Annotated in this window: 10 protein-coding genes; 5 read left to right on the top strand and 5 right to left on the bottom strand. The window is 67.6% G+C overall.

All coding sequences use genetic code 11. The features are described 5' to 3' along the window. A partial coding sequence (locus tag ON34_RS28065) for a maleylpyruvate isomerase N-terminal domain-containing protein (RefSeq protein WP_040785057.1) occupies positions 1-484 on the bottom strand: 484 nt, incomplete at its 3' end. Positions 485-595: 111 nt separating this feature from the next. After that, positions 596-1,951: a DUF445 domain-containing protein gene (locus tag ON34_RS28060; protein ID WP_040785056.1), complete on the bottom strand. Its 1,356-nt coding sequence runs from the start codon at positions 1,949-1,951 to the stop codon at positions 596-598. A gap of 260 nt (positions 1,952-2,211) precedes the next feature. Between ON34_RS28060 and lon the strand changes: the two genes are divergently transcribed. Continuing rightward, positions 2,212-4,548 (top strand): endopeptidase La, encoded by a 2,337-nt coding sequence (gene lon, locus ON34_RS28055; RefSeq protein ID WP_051023244.1) that lies wholly within the window; start codon positions 2,212-2,214, stop codon positions 4,546-4,548. 138 nt (positions 4,549-4,686) lie between these two features. On the opposite strand, the gene ON34_RS28050 is transcribed toward lon, so the two are convergent. Further along, complete coding sequence (locus ON34_RS28050) at positions 4,687-5,121, bottom strand: PaaI family thioesterase (RefSeq protein ID WP_040785054.1); 435 nt, start codon at positions 5,119-5,121, stop codon at positions 4,687-4,689. Beyond that, positions 5,118-5,705, bottom strand: a complete 588-nt coding sequence (locus ON34_RS28045; RefSeq protein WP_051023243.1) for a TetR/AcrR family transcriptional regulator — start codon at positions 5,703-5,705, stop codon at positions 5,118-5,120. Before ON34_RS28045 ends, ON34_RS28050 begins: the two co-directional genes overlap by 4 nt. Before the next feature lie 95 nt (positions 5,706-5,800). On the opposite strand from ON34_RS28045, the gene ON34_RS28040 reads away from it, so the two are divergent. The 4 genes from ON34_RS28040 (at position 5,801) to ON34_RS35015 (ending at position 10,047) form a co-directional block, all read left to right on the top strand. Continuing rightward, the gene (locus ON34_RS28040) at positions 5,801-6,871 is read left to right on the top strand and encodes a DNA polymerase IV (RefSeq protein WP_040785053.1); all 1,071 of its coding nucleotides are present in this window, start codon (positions 5,801-5,803) and stop codon (positions 6,869-6,871) included. Positions 6,872-6,908: 37 nt separating this feature from the next. Next, positions 6,909-7,904, top strand: a complete 996-nt coding sequence (locus ON34_RS28035; RefSeq protein WP_040785058.1) for an oxidoreductase — start codon at positions 6,909-6,911, stop codon at positions 7,902-7,904. A 130-nt stretch (positions 7,905-8,034) separates the two neighbouring features. Next, the gene (locus ON34_RS28030; protein WP_218003937.1) at positions 8,035-9,555 is read left to right on the top strand and encodes an alpha/beta hydrolase; all 1,521 of its coding nucleotides are present in this window, start codon (positions 8,035-8,037) and stop codon (positions 9,553-9,555) included. A 201-nt stretch (positions 9,556-9,756) separates the two neighbouring features. Then, positions 9,757-10,047 (top strand): hypothetical protein, encoded by a 291-nt coding sequence (locus tag ON34_RS35015; protein ID WP_157172452.1) that lies wholly within the window; start codon positions 9,757-9,759, stop codon positions 10,045-10,047. A gap of 122 nt (positions 10,048-10,169) precedes the next feature. Here ON34_RS35015 and ON34_RS28025 read toward each other — a convergent pair whose 3' ends face one another. After that, positions 10,170-12,050, bottom strand: coding sequence for an ABC transporter ATP-binding protein (locus tag ON34_RS28025; RefSeq protein ID WP_040785051.1), 1,881 nt, complete (start codon positions 12,048-12,050; stop codon positions 10,170-10,172). Between the last annotated feature and the right edge of the window lie 601 nt (positions 12,051-12,651).

Raw genomic sequence — 12,651 nt, 5'->3', positions numbered from 1 at the left:
TGCGCAGCCGCGCTGTCGGCGTCCTGCGCACGCCGAGGGCGTCGGCCACATCCTGCCCGTGCGCGAAGGTCTCCATGATCCGGGCCGTGGTCATCGAGGCCGCGCTCATCGGCGGGCCGAACCACGGGACTTTGACACCCGGGGGCACCGCGCGCAGCGCCGCGGTGAGGGCCGCGCGTCCCCGCCGCCACCGGTCGAGCAAATCAGCGGGTGGTTCGGTCGCGGCCTTCTCGGCCGCTTCATCGACGAAGGTGAGCGCACGCGGTCCTGCCTCGGCCACCAGGCGCTGGAAGGTCTCGGGGTCCGCCACCGCGATCGTCGCGATTTCGTCGGTCCAGGCCAGATGGCCGATCTGGTGGGCGATGGTCCAGCCGGGTGCGGGCGTCGTGCGCGCCCACTCCTCTTGGGCCAAGGAACCGATGAGTCGTTCTAGATCCGCGCACTCTTCGGCGAAATCACCGAGCAGCGCTTCGAGGTCAGCCATCCTTTTCCTTGCGCTCCCGGGCACACCACCATGTATGCCGTTATTGTCAGCATCGCAGCGGAGACAGAAAAAGGCAAGCATGCTTGTTTTATATTGGCCCGGGGGTGCGCGCTACCAGCCGAAAACGACCAGGTGGGCGGCGCCGACGACGAGCCCGAGTACCGCACCGTGCAGGTACAGCAGCCAGGCGTCCTGCTCGACGGACGCGTAGAACATCTCCATGAACTCGCCCGGGGTCAGGTCCCGGAGTTTGCGCGCCGCGAACTCGTCGATGGTCTTGGCCTGTTCGAGGGTGAACTCCTCGTCTTCCACCAGGCTGGGCGCCAAGCCGACCGCCGCTCCCGCCGCGCCCACCGAGAGGTTGACGAACTGGCGGCGCCCCAGTGCCGCTCGCACGAGGGTGGTGGTCGGTCCGAGCTGGCGATGGATCTCGTCGGCGATCACATGCTCCAGCAACTGCCTGGTCTTGTCCCCGTTCGGGCCCTCGAGCAGCTCTTTCGACAGGTTGGGCAGGGTCAGCACCTGGTAGGCCAGGATGTGTGCGAGATCGGTCGCCGCCTGCTGCTGGCGCTTCGCCAGGAGCGCTTGCTTCCACAGGTACTTGTACCTCGGTTGGGGGTCGCCCGGCTCGAACACCATCTTCACGGCGATGACGTTCACCGTCACACCGATCGCCGCCGAGGCGAGCAGCACGATCACCCAGCCCGGCACCGAGCCGAACACGGGAATGCTGTGGTGCACATGCATGTACAGGGCCAGCAGCAATCCGAATGGGGCGCCGAGCAATCCGATTCGCACCATGAACCGCAGCTCGGGCGCCGCGATGGTGGTGGTCAAGTCCTTCAGGATGGCAGGGTTTTCCCGCAGGTAGCGGATCACGAAGCTCTTGATGTCGATCAGTTGGTCGACGTTGTCGCCGAGTGAGGCGAACGCGCGGCGCGACAGCGCGGGCAGCTCTCGATCCACCCGCTGATAGATCAACTGCTTGGCGGCCCGCGGCACGGTGCGCCAGAGGTCGCGGTTGTCCCGGTACATCAGTTCATCGACCAGCGGCCGCACCTGCTGGCGGGCGAGCATCGCGGTGTAGTCGGCGATGCCTTCCAGATCGAGTTCGTGGATGAAGTCCTTGGGGCTGCCGATCCGCATCAGCGCCTTGTCCACGCAGATACTGGCCATCTTCTCCGCGCGCGCCGGAATGAAGCCTTGGAATCCGAGGCGGCGGCCGTCGCCGGAAAAGGTCGGCAGCACCTGGACGCGGCGCGGAAAGTACGGGTAGAGCACGTGCAGCCCGGGGAAGCGAACACCGCGAAACTGGATCGGCCAGAACAGCATCAGCACGCCGGTCCAGTTGGTCAGCCACCCGGCCAGCGCGCTGAACACCGGAAAGGTGACCAGGTCGACCACGAACTTCGACTGCCCGGTCAACCCTTCCCAGTCGATGAACACGCCAGCGGCGAGCGACGACATGGATGGGACTCCCTAGGCCGGGCCGGCGGTACCGCCGGTATGAGATATCAAGGCCCCCACGTTCTCATTGTCTTGGACAGGGTGTCAACGAGGCCTCCGGCGGAGAATTCGCCGTCAGCGAACGACCCGAGCGGCGCGGAACAAACACGGACACCTCCGGGTTGAGTAGGCAACGCTCAACTTTTGGAAGGGTCGAAGACGTGACTACACCACAGAACCTGCCGGTGCTGTTCCTGACCGATCCGATCGTGCTGCCGGGCATGGTCGTGCCCATCGAACTGGACGAATCCGCGCAGGCCGCGATCGATGCCGCTCGGGCCGCCAAGAAAGACTCCGTCCTGCTCGCCCCCCGGCTGACCGAGGGCTACGCCACCTACGGTGTGGTCGCCACCATCGAACAGGTCGGCCGGATGCGCGGCGGAGCCCCCGCGGCCGTCCTGAAGGCCGAGCGGCGCGCCAAGATCGGACACGGGGTCACCGGACCGGGCGCCGCGCTGTGGGTCGAGGCCGAGCCGGTCGAGACGCCCACACCGGACGGCCGGACGAAGGAACTGGCCGCGGAGTACAAGAAGCTGGTCGTCTCGGTGCTCCAGCGCCGCGAGGCGTGGCAGATCATCGACGCGGTCAATCAGCTGACCGATCCGTCGGCGATCGCCGACACCGCGGGCTACGCCACGTACCTGACCGTCGAGCAGAAGCGCGAGCTGCTCGAAACCCCGGATGTGGCCAAGCGGCTGAGCACCCTGATCGAGTGGACCAAGGAGCACATCGCCGAGGCCGAGATCACCGAGAAGATCAGTGAAGAAGTCCGCGAGGGCATGGAGAAGAGCCAGCGCGAGTTCCTGCTGCGCCAGCAGCTCAACGCCATCCGCAAGGAACTCGGCGAGGACGAACCCGACGGCGCCGACGACTACCGCACTCGCGTCGAGCAGGCCGACCTGCCCGACACCGTGCGCGAAGCGGCGCTACGCGAGGTCGGCAGGCTGGAGCGGGCCAGCGATCAGAGCCCGGAATCCGGCTGGATCCGGACCTGGCTGGACACCGTGCTGGAACTGCCGTGGACGGTGAAAACCACCGACAGCACCGATGTCTCGGCCGCCCGCGCGGTCCTGGACGCCGATCACCACGGCTTGGACGAGGTCAAAGACCGCATGGTCGAGTACCTGGCCGTCCGGGCCCGTCGTGCGGCTCGCGGCCTGGAGGTCGTCGGTGGACGCGGCTCCGGTGCGGTGCTGGTGCTGGTCGGCCCGCCCGGTGTCGGCAAGACCTCGCTCGGTGAGTCCGTCGCGCGGGCCTTGGGCCGCAAGTTCGTTCGCGTCGCCCTGGGCGGCGTGCGCGACGAGGCCGAGATCCGCGGTCACCGGCGCACCTACGTCGGCGCACTGCCCGGTCGCATCGTGCGCGCCATGAAGGAGGCCGGTTCGATGAACCCGGTCGTCCTGCTGGACGAAATCGACAAGGTCGGCTCGGATTTCCGTGGCGACCCGGCCGCCGCCCTGCTCGAGGTGCTCGACCCGGCGCAGAACCACACGTTCCGCGACCACTACCTCGACCTGGATCTGGACCTGTCCGACGTGCTGTTCATCGCCACGGCCAACGTCATGGACACCATCCCGGGACCGCTGCTGGACCGGATGGAGCTGATCACCGTCGACGGCTACACCGAGGACGACAAGGTGGCCATCGCCCGCGACTTCCTGGTGCCGCGGCAACTGGAGCGCAACGCGCTCACCGCCGACGAGGTGACCGTCACCGAGGAGGCGCTGCGCGAGATCGCGGCCAACTACACCAGGGAAGCCGGTGTGCGGCAGATGGAGCGGCTGATCGCGAAGGCGTTGCGCAAGGCGGCGACTCGGCTGTCGGAGCGTGCGACCGCACCCGCCGCGTCGGGTTACGACCCCGAGCTGGGCTACGAGGGACTGGTCGAGGACGCCGTGACGATCGGTGTGGGCGACTTGAAGGACTACCTCGGCCGCCCGCGGTTCACCCCCGATTCGGTGGAACGCACCGCGGTTCCGGGCGTGGCGACCGGCCTCGCCGTGACCGGGGCCGGTGGCGATGTCCTCTACATCGAGGCCAACGCCGCCGAGGGTGAGCGCTCGCTGACCCTCACCGGCCAGCTCGGCGACGTGATGAAGGAATCCGCGCAGATCGCGGTGACCTACGTGCGCTCGCACCTGGAGGAGATCGGCATCGAACCGTCGGTGCTGGATCGCAACATCCACATCCACTTCCCGGCGGGCGCGGTGCCCAAGGACGGCCCGTCCGCGGGCGTCACCATGGTCACGGCTCTCGTGTCGCTGGCGCTGGGTCGCCAGGTGCGCTCGGACGTGGGCATGACCGGCGAGGTCACGCTGAACGGGCGGGTGCTGCCGATCGGTGGCGTGAAGCAGAAGCTGCTCGCCGCCCAGCGGGCCGGGTTGAAGACGGTGTTCATCCCGGCGCGCAACGAGCCGGATCTGGACGATGTCCCCGAGGAAGTGCTCGCCGCACTGGATGTGCGCCCCGTCGCCGACGTGGCCGACATCCTGGCCTACGCCATCGAGCCGGTCGCCGAACCGGCCCTGGATGGCCCAGCCCTCGCCGCCACCGCCTGACGTGGTACCAAAAGGCCGGGCACGGAGATCGTTTCGTGCCCGGCCTGGGCGGGAGATCTTTCCGTCGCTTCAGCAGCTCCGGCAGGATCACCGTCTCGCCGCGCGCGACGCCGTTGCGGAACATCTTGGCCGTGTTGATCACGCCCCCAGATCGCGTTCCACCGTCCGCGTCGTGCCCTGCGCCACCGCGCAGAGCACGGGTTCACGGTCGGGGCTTTCGGCGTAGATCTCGCAGTGGACCACGGCCTGTCGTCGGGTCGAGCCCGTGACGGTCGCCTCGGCGCGCAATCGCGTTCCCGCGGCCGGCCGCAGGTAGGTGATGGTGAAGCCACCGGTGAGCACGTTGGGGCCCAGGACTGTTCCCGCTGCGAAGGTGAGCGCGTTGTCGGCCGCGTAGGCGAGCACGCCGCCGTGCACGAAGCCGAATTGCTGGCCGAGTTCGGGGCGGATGCGGATGACCAAGGTAGCGGCGCCGTCGCCGAAGGCGGTGATCTCGGTGCCGACGAGGGTGGCGAACGGCTGTGCCTCCAGAACCTTTCGCGCGCTGTCGATATCCAGCGTGGAAGCGGTCATTCGGAAGCCTTTCCGTGCAGGGATCGGATGTGTTCGGCGGCGAGAGTGAGCCAGGCTGCGTCGGCGAGTTCGCTCGCGACGTCCATCGGGGAGATGCGCATTTCGCCGCCGAGCCACTGTCGCGTGTACTCCTGCGCTGGTCCGAGCCACAGTGCGTAGACCAAGTCCAGCGGGAGATCACGGACCACCCCGTATCCGGCATGTGTGCGCCACCAGCGCGCGATGTCGCTCAGGAAACGCCGATTGCTCTCGCTCTCGCGCACCCCAGGTGGCCGTGCCGAGGTGAGCACCGTTGCCCGGTACTGGTTCTCGCTCACCCAGCGCAGGTGCTCGCGCACTCCGGCGGTGATGCCTTCCTGGGCATCGGTGCTGTCGCCGACCACCGCCCAGAAATGCTCCTGGTAGTCCGCGAGCGCGTTGGCCCACACCTGCCGGTACAGGTCGGCCTTGTCCGGGAAGTGGTGGTAGAGCGCTCCGACGCTGGCGCCCGCCGCGTCGCGGATCTGCGTCAGCGTCGCGTCCAGCGCTCCCCGCTCGGCGAACTGCCGCTCGGCCGCCAGCAGCAACCGATCTCGAATCTTCATATCCAGAATTTAGTTCTGTTTTCCGGCACGCACAAGGCTGTGCCGCTTTGGCGGAATTCCGCCAGTGTGTCGGAGGGCTGCGGTAAGAACGGCATGTGGCCAGATGGCTGTTGCACGTCGACCTCGACCAGTTCCAGGCGGCGGTGGAGTTCCGCCGTCATCCGGAACTGCGAGGGCTGCCGGTCATCGTCGGCGGGCACGGTGATCCGACCGAACCACGCAAGGTGGTGACCTGCGCGTCCTACCCGGCGCGCGCGTTCGGGGTGCGCGCCGGGATGCCGCTGCGCAGCGCACAGCGCAAATGCCCGGACGGCGTTTTCCTGCCGCTGGACATGGCCGCCTACGAGGACGCCTCCGACGAGGTGATGGCACTGCTGCGGACGTTTCCCGGGCGGGTCGAGGTATGGGGCTGGGACGAGGCGTTCCTCGCCGCCGACACCGACGACCCCGAGACGCTCGCACAGCAGGTCCGCGACGCCATCGCAGGCTTGGAGCTGACCTGTTCGATCGGCATCGGCGACAACAAGCTCACCGCCAAGCTCGCCACCGGATTCGCCAAGTCGGCGGGCAAGTCGTCGGCCGAACCGGTCGCGGACGCCGGCGCCGCCGCGGGCGTCTTCCGGCTCACCGCCGCGACCTGGAGGGAAGTGATGGCCCACCGCCCCGCCAACGCGCTCTGGGGAATCGGCAACCGGATCGCCGCCCGCCTCGCCGAGCTCGGCATTCACACGGTCGGCGAGCTGATGGCGGCCGACCGGCAGCGACTCGCCGCCGAGTTCGGTCCGAACACCGGCCCCTATCTGTGGGTGCTGGCACACGGCAAGGGCGACACCGATGTCACCACCGAACCGCGGATTCCCGTCGGTCGCAGCAAATCCGAGACGTTTCCGCACGACCTGACCGATCCCGGGGAGATCCGCGCCCAGGTCGCCCGGCTGGCCACCGAGGTCGCCGAAGAGATGGCCGCCGCGGGCCGGATCGGCACCCGGGTCTCCGTCACGGTTCGCACCAACACCTTCTACACCCGCAGCAAGCAGGAAAAGCTGCCCGAACCGACCATCGACGTCGCACGGATCGCCGAGACCGCGGTGCGCATCATCGACCGATTCGAGCTGGACCGGCCGGTTCGCCTGCTCGGTGTCCGCCTGGAACTCGTGCCGCGGTAGCGCCCGGACCCGCCCGGACACTCGTATGCTCGTCGGCATGGAGTTCTGGGCGATGGTGGCACACGAATCGGATAGCGGGATCGTCCTGACCCGGCGGCAGGTCGACGAGGGATTCCTCGGACCGGGCGACGTGACGATCAAGGTGCACTACTCGAGCGCGAACTACAAGGACGGTTTGGCGGTCACCAAGGGTGGCGGCGTGGTCCGCAACTACCCGATCGTGCCCGGCATCGATCTCGCGGGCGAGGTGGTCGAATCGTCGGTCGACGATTTCGCCCCCGGCGATCCGGTGGTCGCGCACGGCTACGAACTCGGTGTTTCGCACAACGGCGGTTTCGCCGAATACGCCAGGGTGCCGGCGGACTGGATCGTCAAGCTCGACGGGCTGAGCCCACGCGACGCCGCGGCGATCGGCACCGCCGGCTTCACCGCGGCGTTGAGCGTGCAGGCGCTGTTGGACCGCGGACTCACCCCGGACGACGGCCCGGTGCTGGTCACCGGCGCGACCGGCGGCGTCGGCAGCGTCAGCGTGGACATCCTCTCCCACCTCGGCTTCGAGGTCATCGCCTCGACGGGCAAGACCGACGCGGACGATTTGCTCAGCGAACTCGGCGCCAATGAGGTGATCGGCCGACTGCCGGAGGACCCGACCGCGAAGCTGCGGCCGCTGACCAAAGCGCGCTGGGCGGCGGCGGTGGACAGCGTCGGCGGTACTTCGCTCGCCTATATCCTCAGCGCGATCGGCTATGGCGGCGCCGTCGCGGTCAGCGGTCTCACCGGCGGGTCCGAGCTGCCCACCACCGTGATGCCGTTCATCCTGCGCGGGGTCGCGCTGCTGGGCATCGATTCGGTCAACGTGCCCATCGAGCGGCGTACCGAGCTGTGGACCAGGCTCGCCAATGAGCTGCGTCCGCAGCATCTTTCGACCCTGGAGAGCTACGCGCCGGTCACCGAGGCGGAGCGGGTGCTGCGCTCGATCAAGGAGGGGGCGCACTCGGGCCGAACGGTACTGGGCGTCGCGGGCGAGTTCTGACCGTCAGGGCGACCGTGACGCCCGAGCTCTGCCCGAGTGGGAATGGGTCGCCACCGCCGCGGCCCTGATCCGATACGGTTCACTGCGCAACAACCCCGCGTGATCGCTCCCGGTCGAGAGGCGAAATCTGTTGGCAGCGACGTTGTTCTGGCGTTCGATATCGGTACTGGCGGTGTCCGCGCTGCTGGCTGTGCCCGCATACAGCCACGCCGAGCCGGTCGACGAAGCGCATCCGACCGGGTTGGACCGGTTCTATCAGCAGCGGCTCGAGTGGAAGCCCTGCGGTGTCGAGAATCTGGACAAGGCGGGTGGCGAGTGCGCGGACGTGCTGGTGCCGCTCGACTACGGCAAGCCCGAGGATCGCACGATGACCGTGGCGATTTCGCGGGTGAAGGCCGCGGACCCGGCGCGGCGCCGGGGCATTCTGCTCTCCAATCCGGGCGGCCCGGGCGGGCAGGGCCTGGACAGTGTGGATCTGCTCGGTGACGTGCTCTCGCCAGAGGTGCTGGCCAGCTACGACCTGATCGGCATGGATCCGCGTGGAGTCGGCGCGTCCGGTCGGAGTCCGCGGTGCGGATGGCCGGTCGGCGAGATGGTGCGATCCGCGGGCCTGGATGTGCTTGGATTCGTGCACGACACCGTGCAGTCCGCTGGCATGGCCGCGTCGTGCCTGATTCGTGATCCGAACACGATGCGGCAGTTCACCACGCGCAACACCGCGCGGGATATCGATATCGTGCGCGCGGCCCTCGGTGAGCGCATGATCAACTTCTACGGCTTGTCCTACGGCACCTACCTCGGTGCCGTGTTCACCCAGATGTTCCCCGAGCGCAGCGATCGGGTCGTGCTCGACAGCGCGATCGATCCGGACCGCTATTGGACCGGTCTGGTGCAGGATTGGGGTCCGGCGGACGAAATCGCGCTGGACGATTGGGCGGGGTGGGTGGCTGCCCGGGACGGCGAGTTCCGGCTCGGTGCGACTCCGCAGCTGGTGCGAGCCACTATCGAGGAACTCGTACGGGTCGCCGCCCGTCAGCCGATCGTCATCGATGGATTCGCCATCAACGATCACTGGCTGCCGTTCATCTTGCACGCCCTGCTGACCAATTTCCGGCTCAACGAAGCGTTGGCCACCACCGTGCGGGAGATCGCCGACGCCGCGGGCGGTCCGCCGACCACATCGCGCACGCCCCGGCTGCGCGCGATCGTGCAGGCGCTGCGCGACGAGGAGAACTCGGCACTGGCACAGATCGCCTGCGGCGATGTCGGCGCACCGATCGATCCGACCTGGTATTGGCGCAACATCGAACAGACCCGTGCGACGCAACCGGTGTTCGGCGCAATGGCGGGCAATATCCAGCCGTGCGCCTTCTGGCCGCGGCCGGTGGAACCGCCGACGGTCGTCCGGAATGCGGTCCCCGCACTCATCGTGCAGGCGAGCGGAGATCCGCGCACACCCTATGCCCACGGCGTCCGACTGCATGAGTACCTCTCCGAGTCACGGATGGTCACGCTCCAGGACGTCCGCATCCACATGACCTTCCGACCCGATCTCAGCAGTTGTGTGAACAACGCGATCAACGCCTACTTCGGTGCGGGAACGCTCCCGGCCACCGACATCACCTGCTACGCGAATCCGTCCGCCCTCTAGCCCGGCGCCGCTGACCCTGGCGATGAGCGCGGGTCAGCGGTGGTGATCACGCCGCGACGGTAACGGGCTATCGATATCACCGTGCAGTGACGTTGCTGTCACGACACCGATACCGGTTGGCGCGCCGCGTACCGGGTGATGTGCCGGTGGCTAGTGTCGCGGTGCTCCATATCCAATCCGAATGGACAGGAGGAATCTTCGGTGCGAACAACATCTGTTCGGGCCGCGGCGATGGCCGGTGCCGCGGGAGTACTTGCGATCGGATTCATTGCCGCACAAACGTTCTCATCGGTGGAAGCCAACGGGGAGGTTCGCATTGCTCAGCACGTCCAGGATGTCGGTGGGCAGAGTGTGCATATCTCGAATATCGCGGACGAGGGTGGCAAACCCAACGAGCATGCCGAGGGGCATGGCAAAGGCAAAGAGGGAGGCAAAGGGAAAGGCAAAGGGAAGGGCAAAGGCAAAGGAAAGGGGGAAGGAGGGGATGAGTAGATGTATGGCTGACGCTCGAGCCGGTGCTTGTATCGCCGAGCAGGGGACCTGCTGTTCTGTTCGTCCAGCACATGCATGGGCGCGCCAACCATGTGGCGCGCCCTAGCCACCGAAGAGGACGGTCACGCTGCTACGGTGGCTGGCATTTCGGCGAATTGGGTGCGATATAGCTCGGCATAACGTCCGTCAGCGTCCAGCAGTTGAGTGTGCGTGCCGCGCTCCACGATTCGGCCGTCCTCCAGCACCAAGATCTGGTCGGCGGCACGGATCGTGGACAGGCGGTGCGCGATCACCAATGCTGTCCTGCCGTCCAGTGCTTCCGAAAGCGCTTCCTGCACGGCGGCTTCCGAGGTCGAGTCCAGCGACGCCGTCGCCTCGTCCAGGATGACCACGCGTGGTTGCTTGAGCAGCAGGCGCGCGATGGTCAGGCGTTGACGCTCGCCGCCGGAGAGCCGGTAGCCCCGCTCGCCGACCACCGTCTCCAGCCCGTCCGGCAGCGATGCGACCAGCTCACGCAGCCGTGCGCGTTCCAGCGCGTCCCAGAGTTCGTCCTCGGTCGCTTCCGGGCGTGCGAGTAGGAGATTGGCCCGGATGGTGTCGTGGAACAGATGACCGTCCTGGGTGACGAGTCCGACCGTCTCCCGCAGCGACCGGGTGCTGAGCTCGCGCACGTCGGTGCCGTTCAACCGCACCGCGCCGCCGTCCACGTCGTAGAGCCGGGAAACCAGGTGGGCGATAGTCGATTTGCCCGCGCCCGACGAGCCGACCAGGGCGATCAGCTGTCCGGGCTCGGCGCGCAGTGACACGCTGTGCAGCACTTCCACCCCGCCGCGAGTGTCCAGATTCGCCACCTCTTCGAGCGAAGCCAGCGACACCTTGTCGGCCGACGGGTAGCCGAAGCTCACCTCGTCCAACTCCACCGAGACCGGACCCTCGGGAAGCGGTTTCGCGTTCGGCGCGTCCTCGATCAGCGGTTTCAGGTCGAGCACTTCGAAGACCCGCTCGAAGCTCACCAGCGCGGCCATGATTTCCATCCGGGCGCTGGCCAGCGCGGTCAGCGGCGTGTAGAGCCTGGTCAGCAGCAGCGACAGCGACACAACCGCGCCCGCGTCCAACTGCCCGCGCAGCGCGTACCAGCCGCCCAGCCCGTACACCAGGGCGATCGCCAGCGCCGACACCAGCGTCAGCGAGGTGACGAACACGGTTTGCAGCATCGCGGTGCGCACCCCGATGTCCCGCACCCGCCGCGCCCGCAGCGCGAATTCCTCGGACTCCTGCTCCGGACGACCGAACAGTTTGACCAGCGTCGCGCCCGGCGCGGAGAACCGCTCCGTCATCTGGGTGCTCATCGCCGCGTTCAACCGGGCGGCTTCCCGCTGCATGTCGGCGAGGCGGTTGCCCATACTGCGCGCCGGAATCACGAAGACCGGAAGCAGCACCAGCGCGAGCAGCGTGATCTGCCAGGAAATGCTGACCATCACGCCGAGCGTCAGCGCGAGGGTCACCAGATTGGCCACCACGCCGGACAAGGTGTCGCTGAACGCCCGCTGCGCACCGATCACGTCGTTGTTCAGACGGCTGACCAGCGCGCCGGTCCTGGTCCGGGTGAAGAACGCGACCGGCATCTTCTGCACGTGGTCGAACACGGCGGTGCGCAGGTCGAGGATCAATCCCTCCCCGATCCGTGCCGACATCCAGCGAATCGCCAGCCCGAGCCCGGCATCGACCACCGCCAGCCCACCGATCACCAGCGCGAGAGCGACCACCACCCGAGGCGCCGCCCCACCGACGATGTCGTTGACGACCCGGCCCGCCAGTACCGGCGTGGCCACCGCCAGCATCGCCGACACCACGCTGAACAGCAGGAACGCCCCGATCCGACGGCGATGCGGCGCGGCGAACCGGACGATGCGCTTGGCGGTGGCGAAGCGGAACGGTCGCTGCTCCCGCGGCGCGTTCGCCCGCCGGTACATCTGACTCCACGCCACGGATTCGATGCTCACGTTGTTCTCCCTCTCACTCCCACCCCATCCAAGACCTGGCCACCGACACTAAGACCTCAACAATGGTTGAGTTCAAGTCGATTCCCGACGCGCTCCGGTTCCGCTGACAGATCCCGACCGACTAGCCGCGCCGAACTCGCAAACGCCGACCACCCAATTGCAGCGCCGCATACGCCCGATGCCGCAGTTGCCGCCCAGCACGACCGCACTCGCCCGACCCCGGTTTTCGAGTGGAGAGAGATCGCGTTTACCTGTTTGCGATCTGTTCGAGCGAAGTGGCGCCACCCATCCGCTGCCCAGCTCCCTTCGAGTGGCCGCCGCGTCCGCGACGAAGTCGCCAGCGGCGGTCGCTGTCGGTGGACATTGGGTTTTTACGAGCACGCCGAAGGTCCTGCGGGTGCCGCCCGACGTTACCCGTCGGCCCTGCTCCTGTTTTCGAGCGCAGCGAGACCGAGCATTACTGGTTCGCGGCCCGGCTCGCGTCCGAGTGGCCGCCGCGTCCGCGACGAAGTCGCCAGCGGCGGTCGCTGTCGGTGGACATTGGGTTTTTACGAGCACGCCGAAGGTCCTGCGGGTGCCGCCCGACGTTACCCGTCGGCCC

The organism is Nocardia pneumoniae NBRC 100136 (assembly GCF_000308755.1).
In the GTDB taxonomy this organism is placed as follows: Bacteria; Actinomycetota; Actinomycetes; order Mycobacteriales; family Mycobacteriaceae; genus Nocardia; species Nocardia pneumoniae.
The sequence above is the reverse complement of the archived record's forward strand: the minus strand, read 5'-3'. Positions and strand labels throughout refer to the sequence as shown.